Genomic DNA, 17,996 nt, shown 5'->3' on the forward strand with positions numbered 1-17,996 from the left:
CTCAGCGGCCGGAGGTGATGTTCAGTCCTTTGAGCAGGCTCAGGGCCTGAGCCAACTGATAGTCATCATCCTGCGGCATGGGCTTGGCCTTGGCGCCGGAACCGGTCGGTTTGTCGGCGCCGCCGTTGCCATTGCCCAAGTGACCCTGCAAGTCAGCTTCCTTGAAGTACTCGCTGTCCTGCTCGCTGGTGATCTTGGCCTTGCGCACCTCGATGTCCGGGACGATGCCCTGGGCCTGGATGGATCGGCCGTTAGGGGTGTAGTACAGCGCAGTAGTGATCTTCAGGGCGCGGTCATTGTTGAGCGGCAAGACGGTCTGCACCGAGCCTTTGCCAAAACTGGTGGTGCCCATGACGACACCGCGTTTCTGGTCCTGCAGGGCGCCGGCGACGATTTCCGATGCCGAAGCGCTGCCACCGTTGATCAGTACCACCAGCGGCACGGCTTCGCTCAGGTCGTTGCCGGTGGCCGAAAAGCGCAGCTCGGAATTGGCGATGCGGCCCTTGGTGTAGACGATCAGGCCCTTGGTGATGAAATGGTCCACCACCTCCACGGCCGATTGCAGCACGCCGCCGGGGTTGTTACGCAGGTCCAGGACCATGCCGTTGAGCTTCTTGCCGTTGTCCTTGCGCAGCTTGGCCAGGGCCTTGGCGACTTCTTCGCCGGTCTTGACCTGGAACTGGGTGATGCGGATGTAGCCGTAGCCCGACTCCAGCAACTGGCTCTTCACGCTTTTGACCTGGATGATCGCGCGGGTCAAGGTCACGTCGAACGGCGTGCCGCCATCGCGCACCAGGGTCAGGGTAATCTTCTGGCCGATCTTGCCGCGCATCTTGTCCACGGCTTCGGTCATGCTCTGGCCGCGAGTCGGCTGGCCGTTGATCTTGACGATGAAGTCACCGGCCTGGATGCCGGCCTTGGAAGCAGGCGTGTCGTCGATGGGCGAAACCACTTTGACGAAGCCGTCTTCGCTGCCGACCTCGATGCCCAGGCCGCCGAACTCGCCGCTGGTGCTTTCCTGCAGCTCGGCGAAATCTTCCGGCCCCAGGTAGGCCGAGTGGGGGTCAAGGTTGCTGAGCATGCCCTTGATGGCGTTCTCCAGCAGCAGCTTGTCGTCCACCGGTTCCACGTAAGCGGCCTTGATCCGGTCCATGACTTCGGCAAAGGTGCGCAGTTCGTCCAGCGGCAGCGGGGCCTTGGTGGTCGCGGCCGTAGCGGCGGTCGACGAGGGGGCCGGTTCAGCGGCGAACGCCAGGGGCGCACCGATCACCAGGGCGATCGTCAGGGCCAGCGAGGTGAGGCGGGACAAATGCAGCATGTCGAACGAACTCCTGAGTTGGATGGGCGCGCTTATCCTTGCGCACGACACCATTGGGTCGGGTCACTGGGGCGACCCTGCTGACGAATAGCGAAATACAGCGCTGGCGTATCCTGCCCGCCACTGTTACCAACCGTAGAGATGGACTCGCCGGCCTTGACTACATCGCCGGCCGCCTTGAGCAGCGTCTGATTATGGCCGTACAGGCTCAAATAGCCGTTACCGTGATCCAGGATCACCAGCAGGCCGGCGCCGCGCAGCCAGTCGGCGAACACCACACGACCGCCATGCACGGCATGCACCTGGCTGCCGGCAGTGGCGCTGATCATCACGCCGTCCCATTTGGTGCGGGTATCATCGCCGCGGGTTTGGCCGAAGCGTGCAAGCAATCGACCATTGACCGGCCATGGAAGTTTGCCCCGTGCCGAAGCAAAGGCGCCGCCGAAGGTTTCACCCCCTGCCGAAACCAGGGGGCCAGGGCTTGATCGGGCAGGTTTTCGCGGTGCATCGCTGGCGTCGGCCTGGGCCTCACGCAAGCGCTTTTTTTCGGCTTCCTGCTGGGCGATCAGCGCCTTCTGGCGCGCTTCTTCCGCCTCTCGAGCCTGGCGTGCCAGGGTTTCTTCGATGGTCTTCAAGACTTTTGCCAGTTGAGCCTGGTCCTGCTCGCGAGCCTTGAGCTTGCTGTCGCGGGCCTTCACGTCCTCATTGAGCTTGGCCAGGGCGACCTGACGCTCCTTGCGAACCTTCTCGAGTTCTTCGCGCTGGGTGTCGAGGCTGCTTTTCTGCACCAGTAACTGGGCCTGCTGCAATTCAATCTCTTTTTCGACATTGGCCAGCTGGCGCAGGGTTTCGTTAAAGCTCTTGAGTTGCTCCAGGCGTGCCTGGCTCAGGTAATCGTAATACGTGAGTGTGCGAGCGAATTTCTCGGGGTTCTGCTGGTTGAGCAACAGCTTGAGGTACTCCTGACGACCGTTCTGGTAGGCCGCGCGGGCCTGGATGGCGATCAGCTTTTGCTGTTCAGTGCGCGCGCTCTGGAGTTTTTTTTTCTCCGTATCGAGCCGCTGCAACTCGGATTCACTTTTCTTCAGCTCTTGTTGCAGGGCGTCGACCTGCTTTTCCAGCTTGCCCATCTCGGTCTCGGTACCGCGCAGATCTTTCTGCACGCCGGACTTCTCTTCCTGCAACTTGCCCAGCAGCTTTTTCAGCTCGGCAATGTCCTGACGCGTGGCGTCCAACTGCTGTTGGGTTTGTGCGCGCTCGTCAGCGAAGGCCGGTTGGAGCAGGCAGGTCAGAGCGAGGGCTATCAGAACGCGAAGCATAGAGGCGGGCGACACCAGGGAAAGGGACGGCCTAGTATGCCCGCCCCACGCTGCAAAAAAAACGCCCATTTGGGGCTGTGTGATAACTGGCCCAAAAAACACCAAAAACCAATGTGGGAGCGAGCTTGCTCGCGATGGCGCCAGCACATTCAACAAAGATGTTGATTGGAAGATCGCTATCGCGAGCAAGCTCGCTCCCACAGGGTTTGCGGTGATTGATGGATCAATCAGACCAGGATCGACGTCCCGGTCATCTCCGCCGGCTTCTCCATCCCCAGCAACATCAGCATCGTCGGCGCCACGTCAGCCAGTACGCCGCCATCGCGGACCTTGAAGCCACGCTTGCCGACATAGATGAATGGCACTGGCTCGGTGGTGTGGGCGGTGTGGGCCTGGCCGGTGGACTCGTCGGACATCTGCTCGACATTCCCATGGTCGGCGGTGATCAGCGCTTCACCCCCGACTTTTTCCAGCGCCTCGACGATGCGCCCGACGCAGGTGTCCAGGCATTCCACCGCTTTGACCGCGGCGTCGAACACCCCGCTGTGGCCGACCATGTCGCCGTTGGCGTAGTTGACCACGATCACGTCGTAGCGCTGGTGCTCGATGGCATCGACGATGCGGTCGGTGACCTCCGGTGCGCTCATCTCCGGTTGCAGGTCATAAGTGGCGACTTTCGGCGACGGAATCAGGATGCGTTCTTCGCCGGGGAACGGCTCTTCACGGCCACCGGAGAAGAAAAACGTCACGTGGGCATACTTCTCGGTTTCAGCGATACGCAATTGGGTCTTGCCGTTCTTCGCCAGGTAGTCGCCCAGCACGTTTTCCAGGCTGCCGGCGGCGAAGGCCGACGGCGCGGGGATGCTGGCGGCGTATTGGGTCAGCATGACGAAGCCGGCCAGTTTCGGCTGACGGGCGCGTTCGAACTCCTTGAAATCGTCTTCGACAAACACGCGGGTCAGCTCGCGGGCACGGTCGGCGCGGAAGTTCATGAACACCACGGCATCGCCGTCCTCGACTTTGACCGGCTCACCGATGGTGGTGGCCTTGACGAATTCGTCGCTTTCACCCCGCTCGTAGGCGGCTTGCAGGCCTTCCTGGGCGGTGGCGGCGTTGAACTCGGCGTTGCCGTCGACGATCAGGTTGTAGGCCTGGGACACCCGGTCCCAGCGGTTATCGCGGTCCATGGCGTAGTAACGGCCGACGATGCTGGCGATACGACCCTTGCCGAGAGCCTGGAAGGTGCTGTCGAGCAGTTCGATCGACGAAGTGGCGCTTTTTGGTGGCGTGTCGCGGCCATCGAGGAACGCGTGCAGGTAGATTTTTTCGGCACCGCGCTTGAAGGCCAGTTCGGCCATGGCGATCAGGTGGTCCTGGTGGCTGTGCACGCCGCCATCGGACAGCAGGCCCATGAAGTGCACGGCTTTGCCAGCAGCCACGGCTTTATCCACAGCAGCGCAGATGGTCGGGTTTTCAAAGAACTCGCCGTCGCGGATCGCTTTGGTCACGCGGGTGAAGTCCTGATACACCACGCGGCCCGCGCCGAGGTTCATGTGGCCGACTTCGGAGTTGCCCATCTGTCCGTCGGGCAGGCCGACGTCCATGCCGCTGCCGGAGATCAGGCCGTTCGGCACGGTGGCCCACAGACGGTCCAGCACAGGCTTGCGGGCCGCGTACACGGCATTGGATTCGTGGCTGTCACTGTGACCGAAGCCGTCGAGAATCATCAGGACCAAAGGTTTAGGCGTGGTAGTCATGGAATCCACTCGTGGCTGATTAAAAGAAGGCGATGGAAAAGGGACGGGCAGTTTAAAGGTAAGTTCCGGTGCCGTCACCGCCGGGCGGGGTTTGGCCGGCCTTGTGTGCTGTGTATACTGGCCGACATTTTAACGCCCTGGAACCTCCTTCGATGGTTGCTCACCTGATTGAATTTGCCACTAACCACTACCTTCTCGTCGGTATCTTCGTCGTACTGCTGGCGTTGCTGGTTGCCCATACGATGCAGGGCGGCGGTCGCAGTCTCAGTACTGGCGAGCTGACGGCACTGGTCAACAAGGACACCGGCGTGGTGGTAGACATCCGCCCGAGCAAGGATTTCGCCGCTGGTCACATTGTCGGCGCGGTGAACATTCCCCAGGACAAACTGATCGCTCGTATCGGTGAACTGGAAAAACACAAGGCCAAGACGCTGATCCTGGTGGATGCTCAGGGCCAGCACGCAGGCACTCATGCCCGCGAGCTGATGAAGTCCGGCTTTACCGCCGCCAAACTGTCCGGTGGCGTTGCAAGCTGGAAAGCCGACAATCTGCCCCTGGTGAAGTGATATGACCCACGTTGTTGTCTATTCCAGCGATTACTGCCCCTATTGCTCCCGAGCCAAGTTCCTGCTCAAGAACAAAGGTGTGGCTTTCGAAGAGATCAAGGTCGACGGCAAGCCGCAACTGCGCGCCGAAATGACTCAAAAGGCCGGACGTACCTCCGTGCCGCAGATCTGGATCGGCAGCACCCACGTGGGCGGTTGCGATGATCTGTTTGCCCTGGATCGCGCCGGCAAGCTCGATGCGATGCTCAAGGCCTGAATTCCCCACTAAGAACCTGAAAGTAAGAAGGATCTGCGATGACTGACCAACAGAACACAGCTGCCAGCGAAGAAGAAACCGCACCGCAATTCTCCTTGCAGCGTATTTATGTGCGTGACCTGTCCTTCGAAGCCCCGAAAAGCCCGGCGATCTTTCGCCAGCAGTGGGAGCCGAGCGTAGGCCTGGACCTGAACACTCGCCAGAAAGCCCTGGAAGATGATTTCCACGAAGTGGTGCTGACCCTGTCGGTGACCGTGAAGAACGGTGACGAAGTGGCGTTCATTGCCGAAGTGCAGCAAGCCGGGATCTTCCTGATCAAGAACCTGGATGCCGCTTCGATGAGCCACACCCTGGGTGCCTTCTGCCCCAACATCCTGTTCCCGTACGCCCGCGAAACCCTGGACAGCCTGGTGACCCGCGGTTCGTTCCCGGCCCTGATGCTGGCCCCGGTGAACTTCGATGCCCTGTACGCGCAAGAACTGCAGCGCATGCAGCAAGAAGGCGCCGCGACCGTTCAGTAAGCGGTATCGCGGCTGTAGCACAAGGTATAAACCTGTGGGAGCGAGCCTGCTCGCGATAGCGTCATATCAGTCAGTATTGAGTTGACTGGTACAGCGCTATCGCGAGCAGGCTCGCTCCCACAGAAGTTTCTGGCCAGGGTTACCGGAAACCGTTCTGCCGCCAGGCCTCGTAAACGGCCACTGCCACGGTGTTGGACAGGTTCAGGCTGCGACAGCCTTCGCGCATCGGCAGGCGCAGACGCTGGTCGACGGGCAGGGCGTTCAGTACCTCGGCCGGCAGGCCACGGCTTTCCGGGCCGAACAGGAACGCATCGCCCGCGACGAAGCTGGCATCATGGAATGGCCGCGACCCCTTGGTGGTGAAGGCAAACAAGCGCGGATGCCCCAGGCTCTCCAGACAGCTGGCGAGATCGGCGTGACGTTGCAGGGTGGCATACTCGTGGTAGTCGAGACCGGCACGGCGCAGGCGCTTGTCGTCCATCTCGAAGCCCAGTGGTTCGATCAGATGCAGGTGGCAGCCGCTGTTGGCGCACAGCCTGATGACGTTGCCGGTGTTCGGCGGAATTTCCGGTTGAAAAAGGATGACGTGAAACATGCACGGCTCCGCAGATAAAGATGGGCGGCATTCTACGCCGCAAACCGATCAGCGTTCGAAGCTATTACCTCGAGTGATGGGATCTTTGGCGATCTTCGGTCTGATGTTCGGCCTGATGATCGGTCGCCTGACCACGCCCGAGCCGAGCGTGCTGCAACAGGTCGAAGTGATCGACGGGACGCTGGTGGCCTGGTTCAACAACGAGCCCAAGCTGCACGGGGAAATCATCGACGGCTCAGTGGCGCTGTTGCTCCAGGCAGAGGGCCGTCCGCAGAAGGGCCAGCTCAAACTCAATGGCAAGGACGTGAACTGGCGGGTGCGTTTGAGTGACAAAGGGTTGTTGCTGACGCTGGTGGCGGCGCGTCCATTGCGGGGGGAGTGGGCCGGCAGCGAGGTTGATGACCGCTGGCGGCTGGAGATCCGTCTCCAGGAGCAATAAAAGAGGGAAACCCCGGCCTGCCTGTACCAAGGTCCCCAAACGGGAGGGGCTTGCGTTAAACGCGCAGCCCCGGGTGTAAAGAAGGGAAACCTTGACCTGCCTGTATCAAGGCCCCCAAAACAGTGGGCTCGATGAGCCCGATGTAAAATGGGGAATCCCCGGCCTGCCTGTACCAAGGTCCCCGAAACTGGGTAGTGATTGAGTTATTGCAGGGGGCGTGCCAGTTTTAAATGGCTTGTCACAAAAAATCTGCTGATGATGCGCAAGGCCCTGTATTTCGGGGCTTTTGCTTTTGTTTGTGCGGTTTCTTCGAGTTGGGCTGATTGGTTTTGACGGGGGGCCGCATGTGCCATTGCGGTTCTCAGTGCATCGATGCGGTGCATCAAGCCTTCAAAAGCATCGCGAGCAGGCTCGCTCCCACAAGATAGTCGCGACACCGCAAACCTTTGTGGGAGCGAGCCTGCTCGCGATTGGCCTTCAAGATCAGTGAAGGGCTAAAGGCTGCTCAGCCCTCATCCCCCTCATCATCATCCCCGCCATCAACCTTCATCCCCAATTCCTTGATCTTGCGGGTCAAGGTATTGCGGCCCCAGCCCAGCAGCACCGCGGCGTCGCGACGGCGGCCGGCGGTGTGCTTGAGGGCGGTCTCGATCATGATGCGTTCGAAACTCGGTACGGCGCTGTCCAGCAGGTTCGATTGGCCGCGGGCCAGGGCCTGGTCGGCCCACTGGCGCAGGGCCTGTTCCCAGTTGGTCACCGGGGCCGAGTCCTGCGGCAGGCTGAGCAGCTCCGGTGGAAGATCGCTGATGTGCACTTCGCGACCGGACGCCATCACCGTGATCCAGCGGCAGGTGTTCTCCAGCTGGCGCACGTTGCCGGGCCACGGCAGGTTCTTGAGGTATTCCTCGGTTTCGCTCTTGAGCAGTTTGGGCTCTACCGCCAGCTCCTGGGCCGCGCGGCTGAGGAAGTGCCGGGCCAGGGTCGGGATGTCTTCGCGACGGTCCGCCAGGCGCGGGATATGAATGCGGATCACATTCAGGCGATGGAACAAGTCTTCGCGGAATTTGCCCGCGTGGACCAGGGTTTCCAGGTTCTGGTGGGTCGCGGCGATGATGCGTACATCGACCTTGACCGGTGTATGACCGCCCACCCGATAGAACTCGCCGTCCGCCAGCACGCGCAACAGCCGGGTCTGGGTGTCAGCCGGCATGTCGCCGATTTCGTCGAGGAACAAGGTGCCGCCGTCGGCTTGTTCGAAGCGCCCGCGCCGCAGGTTGGCGGCGCCGGTGAACGCGCCTTTCTCGTGACCGAACAGCTCGGACTCCATCAGGTCCTTGGGAATCGCCGCCATGTTCAGCGCAATGAACGGTGAGGCCGCCCGTGGACTGTGGCGGTGCAGGGCATGGGCGACCAGTTCTTTACCGGTGCCCGATTCGCCGTTGATCAACACGGTGATGTTGGAGTGGCTCAAACGCCCAATGGCGCGAAACACTTCCTGCATTGCCGGCGCTTCACCGATGATTTCCGGGGTGCGTGCCAGCGCTGGCACCTCTTCCATACCCTGTTGCTCCTGGGCGTGCTGGTTGGCGCGCTTGACCAGTGACACGGCCTCATCGACGTCGAAGGGCTTGGGCAGGTATTCGAAGGCGCCGCCCTGGTAGGACGCCACAGCGCTGTCCAGGTCCGAATGGGCGGTCATGATGATCACCGGCAGCCGTGGGTGCTGCTCGCGAATCCGCGCCAGCAGGTCCAGACCGCTAGCGCCGGGCATGCGGATGTCGGAGATGATGACGTCCGGTTGCTGACGGGCCAGGCGGCTCATCACTCCGTCGGCGCTGTCGAAGCTCTGGGTGGTCATGCCTTCCTGTTGCAAGGCTTTTTCCAGGACCCAACGGATAGAACGGTCGTCATCGACGATCCACACGGTTTCACTACGGCTCATGTCGATGTGGCTCCTTGTTCCAGTGGCAGGAAGATCGAAAAGGTGGTGTGGCCGGGATGGCTCTCACATTCGATCAAGCCCTGATGCTGACTGATGATGTTTTGGGTAATGGACAGGCCCAGCCCGGTACCGTCAGGGCGGCCGCTGACCATGGGAAAGAAGATGGTTTCCTGCAACTCCGCGGGAATGCCCGGGCCGTTGTCGATGATTTCGATCTTGGTCACCAGGCGATGGCGCACATGGCCGATGGTGAACTGGCGCATGGCGCGGGTGCGCAGGCTAATGCGGCCCAGGCGCAGCTCGTTCTGGCTGCTGATGGCCTGCATGGCGTTGCGTACGATGTTCAGCACTGCCTGGATCATCTGTTCGCGGTCGATCAATACATCGGGAATGCTCGGGTCGTAGTCGCGCACCAAGGTGATGCACCCCTGGCTCTCGGCTTCCACCAGGCTGCTGACGCGCTCCAGCACTTCGTGGACGTTGCACATCGCCAGGGACGGCAGCTTGTTGGAGCCGAGCATGCGATCCACCAGATTGCGCAAGCGGTCGGCTTCTTCAATGATGACGTTGGTGTAGTCCTTGAGACTTTCTTCGGGCAGCTCCCGGGCCAACAGTTGCGCCGCGCCGCGAATCCCGCCGAGGGGGTTCTTGATCTCATGGGCCAGGCCGCGCACCAGCATCTTGCTGGTTTCCTGCTTGGACAACTGAGCCTCTTCCTTGGTGATGCGCAGCAGGCGATCACGGGGATGCACCTCCAGCAGCAACAGCGTGGCACCGTTGTTCAGGATCGGTGTTACCGCGTAATCCACGGTCAGGGTCTGGCCGGTCAGGGCGGTGAGCATCGCTTCGCGCTTGGTGAACGGGTGCGCCTGTTCCACTGCCTGGCGCAAGGAGTTGAGCGCCTCGGCCGATTCGGTGAACAGCTCGCTGATGAACTGCCCGTGGCTGCGCTGGCCGCTGACGGCCAGCAGCATCTCTGCCGCCGGGTTCATGTACTCGAGCCGCAGTTCGGCATCGAGCAGGATGGTTGCGGTGGTGAGGTTATCGAGTAGCAAGCGGTGTAGTGCGTCGCTAATGGTCATCAGGACCTCTTTTGGAGCGTAAGCAAGCACGCGTATGACGCGCCGATACAAGGAAAATGCAAAAACCAAACCAAGGCTCCGAAAAGAAGCGTTTAGAGCCTCAAACGAACCTTTTTCGCCCGATTGCGTGGCGTTCTGCCAGCTTTTTCGGGTACTTTCGAACCAAAATGGGCTGGAATTTGAGTAGGGTGCAGACACTTGCACCAATATAGTGCGCCATCTGGGCGGGTGTTAGAAGAACGGCAGGATGCTGCTTTGCTCTTCTGCGGGCTTGTCGGTGAGGGGGCATTCGGGACGCTGGCCGTAGTCGGCGGTGGCGCAGGGTTTGATGCGGCGTTTCTGCGCCAGGGAAATGCGCTGCATGTGGAAGGGCTGGTTGGCGGTACGTTCGACGATACGGCCCTGCTCATCGAGAATCTCTACCGCCAGATGATGGCTGCCCCGATCAATGTTGCTCAGCGCGAACACTGGGCTGGGTCCCGGTTCGCCTGTGGGGTTGCCATCCAGTAGCAGGCGGTAGCGGTGGCCTTTTTGCAAACCGGGTTCGCTGGTGACCGTGACGATCAGTTCCCCCGCTGTGCTGCGTATCGTGGCATCCGGTTCAGGGATCAACAGTCGCAGCATTTCGTAACGGAACATGGGATCGGGCTTTTTTTCAGGCGCCGACGCCGAGGCTGCGCCAGAGGGCGGTGTCGCCATCCGGTTGGCGGGCGGCAGTTGCACTTTCTGTGCGTTACCGGGACGCGGTTGATCGGTGAAGACGCGATTGCCCTGGGCGTCGATGTAGGTATAGACCTGCGCTGCCCCCAGCCCTGGCAGCACGGCCAGGCACAGCACGAGCAGCCAGCGGATCATGGGCGGTGCACCCGTTGCACGGTGAAGATGACGGTTTCGCTCTGTTGCACAAGATGTTCGCCGTCGATGACCTGTACCGCCAGGCTGTGCTCGCCCCGATCGATATTCACCAATTGCAGGCGCGGCACGTTGCTCGGCTGGCCATAGGGCTGGCCGTCCAGCAACAACCTGAACAGATGAGGGCTTTGCAGACGCGGCCGAGCCAGGACGCCAACGGTGAAGGTGCCGTTGTTGGCGCGCAGGGCCTCTTCGCTGGGGATGTCTGTCAGCTCCAGAGTTTCGTAGGCGTTGCCTGGCTCGTCCCGGTTCGCGGCGGGCGCAGCAGCGTTCGGGTTGGTCGGGGGCTGGGGTTCGACACTGTTGAGTGGCGGCAGCTCCACTGCCTGGGCCGGTATGCCATCGGGCGGCTGGTTGCTATAGGCGGTGTTACCGTCGGCGTCGGTGTATTTGTAGATCTGTGCGGCGGCTGGCAGCGCCAACAGCAACAACAGCATTCCTGGAAAGCCACGACCCATAAAATCAACCGAAAACCGAAAGTGTTGGATTGCAGCATAGGTCAGGGGAGGCGGTTGGCCCAAGTTGTTGCACGCCATCCCTTGTGGGGGCGGTGTTCACAGCCTCCAGGTTCGACACTGGACCCCTGTGGGAGCGAGCCTGCTCGCGATGGCGGAGTGTCAGTCACACAAGTGGTAGATGGGCTGGCCTCATCGCGAGCAGGCTCGCTCCCACAGGGGAAAGATGTGTGGGCTCAGGATTTTGTGAGGACGCACAGCTCTGCGGTCGCCCGAACCAGCGCCATTTGCCGCAACGGGTCGTTACTGACGGTATGGGTGGCCTGGGCCAGCCATTGCGGGCATTGCGGGTCGGTGCGGTAGGGGCTGAAGTCGGCCAGTTGTTGCAGCAGGCGTTTTTGCAGTTGATCCAGCTGCGGGCGGATCTGCCTAACCAGGTCCGGGCGCGGTGCGTCCGGGGCTTTGCCTTGCAGTTGCCAGTCGGACAGATGCGCGTATTGCACCAGTTTGTTGGCTTCTATTTGTGCGGCGAAAAACGCCTCTACCGCTTCACTGCTCAGTTTGTAAGCTGGTGCCTGGGCGACGGCAGCGGCGATCACCTCGCGTTCGCGCTGGCGATCTTCCACCGGTTTGCGGCTGTCCCACTTGCTCAGGGCGACCTGATCGGCAATGGCCAGGCGCTCGCCTATGGTGCCGAGCAGTGGGGCGAGGGTGGTGGGTGCGGTGGCGGCCTGGGCGGCGGTGCCCAACAACGCGGCAGACAGAGCAAGGCAGAATGAAACGCGCGAAGTCATGGGTGATCTCGTCTTCGAATAGTGGAGGGCGCAGACAATCATGCACGTAACCTGCGCCCATAAAAAAGGCCTCCCGAAGGAGGCCTCTTTTTATTCACGCCCCGTGGGGCGACGCTACCGGATCAGCAGCTGTAGTACAGCTCATATTCCAGTGGGTGTACGAAGGTGCGAACCTTGATTTCTTCTTCGCTTTTCAGTGCGATGTAAGCGTCGATGAAGTCATCGCTGAATACGCCGCCCTTGGTCAGGAACGCACGGCCCTTGTCCAGCTCTTCCAGGGCTTCTTTCAGGCTGCCACAAACCTGTGGGATTTCCTTGGCCTCTTCAGGCGGCAGGTCATACAGGTTTTTGTCGGCGGCATCGCCAGGGTGGATCTTGTTCTGGATACCGTCCAGACCGGCCATCATCAGTGCAGCGAAGGCCAGGTACGGGTTGGCAGCCGGATCCGGGAAGCGAGCTTCGATACGGCGAGCCTTAGGGCTGTTGACGTAAGGAATACGGATCGAGGCGGAACGGTTACGAGCCGAGTAGGCCAGCATGACCGGTGCTTCGAAGCCTGGTACCAGACGCTTGTAGGAGTTGGTCGACGGGTTGGTGAAGCCGTTCAGGGCCTTACCGTGCTTGATGATACCGCCGATGAAGTACAGAGCGGTGTCCGACAGGCCGGCATAACCTTCGCCAGCGAAGGTGTTCTTGCCGTCTTTGGAGATCGACATGTGCACGTGCATGCCCGAACCGTTGTCGCCGTACAGAGGCTTCGGCATGAAGGTCGCGGTGCGGCCGTATGCATCAGCAACGTTGTGTACGCAGTACTTCAGGGTCTGGACTTCGTCAGCTTTCTTGACCAGCGTGTTGAATTTCACGCCGATTTCGTTCTGGCCGGCAGTCGCCACTTCGTGGTGGTGAACTTCGACGGTCTGGCCCATCTCTTCCAGTGCGTTGCACATGGAGGTACGGATCTCGTGGTCGAAGTCGAACGGTGGAACCGGGAAGTAGCCGCCCTTGATACCAGGACGGTGGCCTTTGTTACCGCCTTCCACGTCCTGATCGGACATCCACGAACCTTGTTCGGAGAAGATCTTGAACATGGAGCCGGAGATGTCGGACTTGAACTTGACCGAGTCGAAGATGAAGAACTCAGGCTCAGGGCCGAAGAAAGCGGTGTCGCCGATACCGGTGGACTTCAGGTATTCCTCGGCACGGTGGGCGATGGCGCGTGGGTCGCGGTCATAGCCTTGCATGGTCGAAGGTTCGATGATGTCGCAGACCAGGATCAGGGTCGGCTCTTCGGTGAACGGGTCCAGGACGGCAGTTTCGTCGTCCGGCATCAGGATCATGTCGGAGGCTTCGATGCCTTTCCAGCCAGAGATGGAGGAACCGTCGAACATCTTTCCGATTTCAAAGAATTCGTCGTCCAGCGCATCACGGGCCGGCATGGTCACGTGATGTTGAGTGCCTTTGGTGTCAGTGAAGCGCAGATCAATCCACTTGACGTCATGATCTTTGATGAGTTGAACCGACTTCGACATATGTCCTCCGGGTGGCTTCGGGCGGGTAATGGTGTGCCCTTAGATATGGGTGATGCCGGCGCGAATACTCTGCCAAGGCAACCTGCCTCACAAGGGAGCAATTTGCATGCCAGTGCCCCAGCATGGGTTTTTTGCACCAAATCCACGCTTTTATAGCCTGTATTCGCGGATTGTCGAACAATTGCGCACTGCAATGTGGCGTAACTTGCGAGGGATGACCTGTTTTGGTGCGTTGAAAACCGAGTGCACATTAACTGGTTAAACCTTGAGCAATTTCCGCTATAATCCGCGCCCCCCTTTTTCGGCTGGCCGTTCGCGCGCTGTTTTCATGAAACTAATCGTAAAAGTCTTCCCCGAGATCACCATCAAGAGCCGCCCGGTACGGATGCGTTTCATCCGCCAGTTGGCCAAGAACATCCGTGCCGTGCTCCGCGATCTGGACCCGGCTGTGGTGGTGAACGGCGTGTGGGACAACCTCGAGCTGGAAACCCGCGTCAGCGAACCCAAGATTCTCAAGGAAATGACCGAGCGCCTGAGCTGCATGCCGGGCATCGCGCATTTCCTGCAGGTCGACGAATACCCGCTGGGGGATTTCGACGACATCCTCGCCAAGTGCAAGCTGCATTATGGTGATGCCCTGGCCGGCAAGATTTTCTCGGTGCGCTGCAAGCGCGCCGGCAAACACCCGTTCAGCTCGATGGACGTGGAGAGATACGTCGGCAGCCAGTTGCGCAAGCAGTGTGGCGCCGCCGGAATTTCATTGAAAGACCCGCAAATTGAAGTGCGCATCGAAATTCGCGACCAGCGGTTGTTCGTGATCCACAGTCAGCACGACAGCATTGGCGGGTATCCGCTGGGTTCGCTGGAACAGACCCTGGTGCTGATGTCCGGCGGTTTCGATTCCACGGTCGCGGCCTACCAGATCATGCGTCGCGGGCTGATGAGCCATTTCTGCTTCTTCAATCTTGGCGGGCGCGCCCATGAACTGGGCGTGATGGAAGTGGCGCACTTCATCTGGAAGAAGTATGGCAGCTCCCAACGCGTGTTATTTGTGAGCGTACCGTTCGAGGAAGTCCTGGGCGAGATTCTCGGCAAAGTCGATAACAGTCATATGGGCGTCATTTTGAAGCGTATGATGTTGCGTGCCGCATCCAGCATCGCCGATCGGCTGCACATCGATGCGCTGGTCACCGGCGAGGCGATCTCCCAGGTGTCGAGCCAGACGCTGCCGAACCTGTCAGTGATCGACTGCGTGACCGAAAAGCTGGTGCTGCGCCCGCTGATCGCCAGCCACAAGCAGGACATCATCGACACGGCCAACGAGATCGGCACCGCCGATTTTGCCCGGCACATGCCGGAATACTGCGGGGTCATCTCGGTCAATCCGAAGACTGCGGCCAAGCGCGGGCGTGTGGAGCATGAAGAGAAAGAATTCGACATGGCGGTGCTCGAGCGTGCGCTCGAAAACGCCAGGCTGGTGCCAATCGATCGGGTGATCGATGAATTGGGCCAGGACATACAGATTGAAGAAGTCGGCGAAGCGCTGGCCGGTCAGATCATCATCGACATCCGTCACCCGGACGACGCTGAAGACGACCCGCTGAGTATCGCCGGTATCGAGGTACAAACGATGCCGTTCTATGCAGTGAACGCGCGTTTCAAGGAACTGGACCCTACTCGCCAGTACCTGTTGTATTGCGACAAAGGCGTGATGAGTCGCCTGCATGCCCACCATTTGCTCAGTGAGGGGCATGCCAATGTGCGCGTTTATCGACCGAGCTAAGTGCCCGGGGCTGTTTGCCTGTGGCCTGCGTCACCGGCCCCCCGACGCCGCCGACAGGCTGTAACGGCTTTGTCGGACTCAACGTAAATCGCTGCCACGACCTGTCAGCACACCGAATCCTCTGATCGAGATACACAAGTGATCGAAAATCTACGCAACATCGCCATCATTGCTCACGTTGACCATGGTAAGACCACCCTGGTAGACAAACTCTTGCGTCAATCCGGCACTCTGGAGCGCAACGAGCTCAACGACGAGCGCGTGATGGACTCCAACGACCAGGAAAAAGAGCGCGGTATTACCATCCTGGCGAAAAACACCGCCATCAACTGGAATGGCTACCACATCAACATCGTGGACACCCCGGGCCACGCCGACTTCGGTGGTGAAGTAGAGCGCGTAATGTCGATGGTCGACTCCGTGCTGCTGCTGGTCGATGCCCAGGACGGCCCTATGCCGCAAACCCGTTTCGTGACCAAGAAGGCTTTCGAAGCCGGCCTGCGTCCGATCGTGGTCATCAACAAGGTTGACCGTCCAGGCGCGCGTCCGGACTGGGTTCTGGACCAGATTTTCGACCTGTTCGACAACCTGGGCGCCACCGAAGAACAGCTGGACTTCAAAGTCGTCTACGCCTCGGCCCTGAACGGTATTGCCGGTCTGGACCACACCAACATGGCCGAAGACATGACCCCGCTGTACCAGTCGATCGTCGACGACGTACCTGCGCCGAAAGTCGACCGTGACGGTCCGTTCCAGATGCAAATCTCGGCCCTGGACTACAACAGCTTCCTGGGTGTTATCGGTGTTGGCCGTATCGCCCGTGGTCGCATCAAGCCGAACACGCCGGTCGTGGCTATCGACGCCGACGGCAAGAAGCGCAACGGTCGTATTCTCAAGCTGATGGGTCACCACGGCCTGCACCGTATCGACGTTGAAGAAGCAGCTGCCGGCGACATCGTCTGCATCAGCGGCTTCGAGCAACTGTTCATCTCCGACACTCTGTGCGACCCACTGAACGTCGAAGCGATGAAGCCGTTGACCGTCGATGAGCCAACCGTTTCCATGACCTTCCAGGTCAACGACTCGCCATTCTGCGGTAAAGAAGGCAAGTTCGTGACCAGCCGTAACATCAAGGAGCGTCTGGACAAGGAGCTGCTCTACAACGTGGCACTGCGCGTTGAAGAAGGCGACTCGGCCGACAAGTTCAAGGTTTCCGGCCGTGGTGAGCTGCACCTCTCGGTTCTGATCGAAACCATGCGTCGCGAAGGCTTCGAAATGGGCGTAGGTCGTCCTGAAGTGATCATCCGTATGGTTGATGGCGTCAAGCACGAACCGTACGAAAACGTGACCATCGACCTACCGGAAGAATCCCAGGGCGCGATCATGGAACAAATGGGCCTGCGCAAAGGCGACCTGACCAACATGGTTCCGGATGGCAAGGGCCGTGTGCGCCTTGAGTACAACATCCCGGCCCGTGGCCTGATCGGTTTCCGTAACGAGTTCCTGACCCTGACCTCCGGTGGCGGCATCCTGACTTCGATCTTCGATCGTTATGACGTGATGAAGTCCGGCGACATGTCCGGCCGTCAGAACGGTGTTCTGGTATCGGTTGCGACCGGCAAGGCACTGACCTACTCGCTGGAAACCCTGCAAGCGCGCGGCAAGCTGTTCGTCGAGCACGGCCAGGACATCTACGAAGGTCAAATCGTCGGCCTCAACAGCCGTGACAACGACCTGGGCGTGAACCCGACCAAAGGCAAGAAGCTCGACAACATGCGTGCTTCGGGCAAAGACGAAACCATCGCATTGGTTCCGCCTGTCAAGTTCACCCTGGAGCAAGCGCTGGAGTTCGTGCAGGAAGACGAACTGTGCGAAGTGACGCCTAAGTCGATTCGCCTGCGTAAGAAGATCCTTGGCGAAAGCGAGCGTACCCGCGCTGCCAAGAAAAGCGGTAACTGAGTTTCGACTTAGTTAATGGCTAAAAAAACGCCCCTGATTGTGAGATCAGGGGCGTTTTTTTATGCCTGGAAGTTATGTAGTGGCTGTCAGGGCACCATCGCGAGCAAGCTCGCTCCCACAAGGGATTCAGGTCGGACACAAAATCTGTATCCACCGCAAATCCCCTGTGGGAGCGAGCTTGCTCGCGATGGCGATGTTCCAGGCGCAGCTAAAACATCATTCGATCAGAATTTGTCCAACGTCCGCGGATTACGCTCGCGCTCCACTTCCTTGGGCTTGTAGGCGCAGTACCCCGGGCGCGGCCCGACCCGCGGATGGTTGCGGCAGGTATCCGGGCGCTTCTCATAAATGGTGCACAACCGGCTCTTGCGATCCAGATACAGGCAATCGTTGTTGCTCATGCGCTGGAGCGTGAAGATTTCGGATTTCTGGTTATAGCGCTCGACGATCCCTTCCTTTTGCAGGCGCTTGGCGATGTTTTTCGGCGGGTCGCCCAGTTCGAATTCATCGACGATACCGATCCGGATCAGGTCCTTGATCTTGACCTCCACCGGCAGTGTGCAGCAGCTCGACACGCAGGAACCGCACATTGGCGCGGAGTACTTGGCCCAGGTATCGATTCGGTCGATCTCCGCGGCGGCGATCAGGTTGGGCTTCATCATCAAGGTTTACCAGCATGCATCAGGGCGCGCGATCATACCGGGACTGGTGAAATTTTGAACGACCATCTGCCGGTTTTTTTTCGAGCCCGGTAAAACTCTCCCAGGAC

At 60.0% G+C, this 17,996-nt stretch carries 17 protein-coding genes; 6 read left to right on the forward strand and 11 right to left on the reverse strand.

Translation table 11 applies throughout. From position 1 onward, the window contains the following. Position 1: 1 nt before the first annotated feature. From MKS85_RS24510 to gpmI, 3 genes are all read right to left on the reverse strand, one after another. Entirely contained in the window at positions 2–1,318 is a 1,317-nt protein-coding gene (locus tag MKS85_RS24510) for a S41 family peptidase (RefSeq protein ID WP_047226905.1), read from the reverse strand. Positions 1,319–1,350: 32 nt separating this feature from the next. Then, positions 1,351–2,637 (reverse strand): murein hydrolase activator EnvC, encoded by a 1,287-nt coding sequence (locus MKS85_RS24515; RefSeq protein ID WP_047226906.1) that lies wholly within the window; start codon positions 2,635–2,637, stop codon positions 1,351–1,353. 227 nt (positions 2,638–2,864) lie between these two features. Further along, positions 2,865–4,394: a 2,3-bisphosphoglycerate-independent phosphoglycerate mutase gene (gene gpmI / locus MKS85_RS24520; protein ID WP_139048850.1), complete on the reverse strand. Its 1,530-nt coding sequence runs from the start codon at positions 4,392–4,394 to the stop codon at positions 2,865–2,867. Positions 4,395–4,546: 152 nt separating this feature from the next. Between gpmI and MKS85_RS24525 the strand changes: the two genes are divergently transcribed. The 3 genes from MKS85_RS24525 to secB are packed head-to-tail and all read left to right on the forward strand — an operon-like array spanning position 4,547 to position 5,737. After that, positions 4,547–4,960 (forward strand): rhodanese-like domain-containing protein, encoded by a 414-nt coding sequence (locus tag MKS85_RS24525; protein WP_047226908.1) that lies wholly within the window; start codon positions 4,547–4,549, stop codon positions 4,958–4,960. 1 nt (position 4,961) lies between these two features. Beyond that, entirely contained in the window at positions 4,962–5,216 is a 255-nt protein-coding gene (gene grxC, locus MKS85_RS24530; protein ID WP_047226909.1) for a glutaredoxin 3, read from the forward strand. Positions 5,217–5,254: 38 nt separating this feature from the next. Next, entirely contained in the window at positions 5,255–5,737 is a 483-nt protein-coding gene (gene secB, locus MKS85_RS24535) for a protein-export chaperone SecB (protein ID WP_047226910.1), read from the forward strand. Between the two features lie 139 nt (positions 5,738–5,876). Here secB and trmL read toward each other — a convergent pair whose 3' ends face one another. After that, complete coding sequence (gene trmL, locus MKS85_RS24540; protein ID WP_188251782.1) at positions 5,877–6,332, reverse strand: tRNA (uridine(34)/cytosine(34)/5-carboxymethylaminomethyluridine(34)-2'-O)-methyltransferase TrmL; 456 nt, start codon at positions 6,330–6,332, stop codon at positions 5,877–5,879. Here trmL and MKS85_RS24545 point away from each other — a divergent pair. Continuing rightward, positions 6,331–6,771: a hypothetical protein gene (locus MKS85_RS24545; protein WP_188251783.1), complete on the forward strand. Its 441-nt coding sequence runs from the start codon at positions 6,331–6,333 to the stop codon at positions 6,769–6,771. The genes trmL and MKS85_RS24545 overlap by 2 nt on opposite strands. Positions 6,772–7,276: 505 nt before the next feature. Here the strand turns inward: MKS85_RS24545 and ntrC are convergent. From ntrC to glnA, 6 genes are all read right to left on the reverse strand, one after another. Further along, on the reverse strand, positions 7,277–8,713 hold the full coding sequence (gene ntrC / locus MKS85_RS24550; RefSeq protein WP_047226913.1) for a nitrogen regulation protein NR(I): 1,437 nt from the start codon (positions 8,711–8,713) through the stop codon (positions 7,277–7,279). Further along, entirely contained in the window at positions 8,710–9,795 is a 1,086-nt protein-coding gene (gene glnL, locus MKS85_RS24555) for a nitrogen regulation protein NR(II) (protein ID WP_047226914.1), read from the reverse strand. The genes ntrC and glnL overlap by 4 nt, the downstream gene beginning before the upstream one ends. Before the next feature lie 231 nt (positions 9,796–10,026). Further along, complete coding sequence (locus MKS85_RS24560; protein WP_047226915.1) at positions 10,027–10,650, reverse strand: DUF4124 domain-containing protein; 624 nt, start codon at positions 10,648–10,650, stop codon at positions 10,027–10,029. Further along, positions 10,647–11,165, reverse strand: coding sequence for a DUF4124 domain-containing protein (locus tag MKS85_RS24565; protein WP_047226964.1), 519 nt, complete (start codon positions 11,163–11,165; stop codon positions 10,647–10,649). The genes MKS85_RS24560 and MKS85_RS24565 overlap by 4 nt, the downstream gene beginning before the upstream one ends. Positions 11,166–11,398: 233 nt before the next feature. Beyond that, entirely contained in the window at positions 11,399–11,956 is a 558-nt protein-coding gene (locus tag MKS85_RS24570) for a chorismate mutase (protein ID WP_173406453.1), read from the reverse strand. Between the two features lie 122 nt (positions 11,957–12,078). Further along, the gene (gene glnA, locus MKS85_RS24575; protein ID WP_014336114.1) at positions 12,079–13,485 is read right to left on the reverse strand and encodes a type I glutamate--ammonia ligase; all 1,407 of its coding nucleotides are present in this window, start codon (positions 13,483–13,485) and stop codon (positions 12,079–12,081) included. A 328-nt stretch (positions 13,486–13,813) separates the two neighbouring features. On the opposite strand from glnA, the gene thiI reads away from it, so the two are divergent. Further along, positions 13,814–15,268, forward strand: coding sequence for a tRNA uracil 4-sulfurtransferase ThiI (gene thiI / locus MKS85_RS24580; RefSeq protein WP_047226917.1), 1,455 nt, complete (start codon positions 13,814–13,816; stop codon positions 15,266–15,268). A 138-nt stretch (positions 15,269–15,406) separates the two neighbouring features. Continuing rightward, positions 15,407–17,227, forward strand: a complete 1,821-nt coding sequence (typA, locus tag MKS85_RS24585; protein WP_047226918.1) for a translational GTPase TypA — start codon at positions 15,407–15,409, stop codon at positions 17,225–17,227. Between the two features lie 224 nt (positions 17,228–17,451). Here the strand turns inward: typA and MKS85_RS24590 are convergent, their stop codons facing one another. Beyond that, complete coding sequence (locus MKS85_RS24590; protein ID WP_047226919.1) at positions 17,452–17,889, reverse strand: YkgJ family cysteine cluster protein; 438 nt, start codon at positions 17,887–17,889, stop codon at positions 17,452–17,454. Positions 17,890–17,996 lie beyond the last annotated feature (107 nt).

The sequence above is a fragment of the Pseudomonas sp. JL2 genome (assembly GCF_031570495.1).
Taxonomy (GTDB): domain Bacteria; phylum Pseudomonadota; class Gammaproteobacteria; order Pseudomonadales; family Pseudomonadaceae; genus Aquipseudomonas; species Aquipseudomonas rhizophila.

Coding starts and splice junctions, on each gene's coding strand:
- glnA (WP_014336114.1), bottom strand. CDS start 13,485: ATGTCGAAGTCGGTTCAACTCATCAAAGATCATGACGTCAAGTGGATT.
- ntrC (WP_047226913.1), bottom strand. CDS start 8,713: ATGAGCCGTAGTGAAACCGTGTGGATCGTCGATGACGACCGTTCTATC.
- secB (WP_047226910.1), top strand. CDS start 5,255: ATGACTGACCAACAGAACACAGCTGCCAGCGAAGAAGAAACCGCACCG.
- MKS85_RS24510 (WP_047226905.1), bottom strand. CDS start 1,318: ATGCTGCATTTGTCCCGCCTCACCTCGCTGGCCCTGACGATCGCCCTG.
- MKS85_RS24565 (WP_047226964.1), bottom strand. CDS start 11,165: ATGGGTCGTGGCTTTCCAGGAATGCTGTTGTTGCTGTTGGCGCTGCCA.
- MKS85_RS24570 (WP_173406453.1), bottom strand. CDS start 11,956: ATGACTTCGCGCGTTTCATTCTGCCTTGCTCTGTCTGCCGCGTTGTTG.
- MKS85_RS24560 (WP_047226915.1), bottom strand. CDS start 10,650: ATGATCCGCTGGCTGCTCGTGCTGTGCCTGGCCGTGCTGCCAGGGCTG.
- MKS85_RS24590 (WP_047226919.1), bottom strand. CDS start 17,889: ATGATGAAGCCCAACCTGATCGCCGCCGCGGAGATCGACCGAATCGAT.
- gpmI (WP_139048850.1), bottom strand. CDS start 4,394: ATGACTACCACGCCTAAACCTTTGGTCCTGATGATTCTCGACGGCTTC.
- MKS85_RS24515 (WP_047226906.1), bottom strand. CDS start 2,637: ATGCTTCGCGTTCTGATAGCCCTCGCTCTGACCTGCCTGCTCCAACCG.
- MKS85_RS24545 (WP_188251783.1), top strand. CDS start 6,331: ATGCACGGCTCCGCAGATAAAGATGGGCGGCATTCTACGCCGCAAACC.
- MKS85_RS24525 (WP_047226908.1), top strand. CDS start 4,547: ATGGTTGCTCACCTGATTGAATTTGCCACTAACCACTACCTTCTCGTC.
- thiI (WP_047226917.1), top strand. CDS start 13,814: ATGAAACTAATCGTAAAAGTCTTCCCCGAGATCACCATCAAGAGCCGC.
- grxC (WP_047226909.1), top strand. CDS start 4,962: ATGACCCACGTTGTTGTCTATTCCAGCGATTACTGCCCCTATTGCTCC.
- trmL (WP_188251782.1), bottom strand. CDS start 6,332: ATGTTTCACGTCATCCTTTTTCAACCGGAAATTCCGCCGAACACCGGC.
- glnL (WP_047226914.1), bottom strand. CDS start 9,795: ATGACCATTAGCGACGCACTACACCGCTTGCTACTCGATAACCTCACC.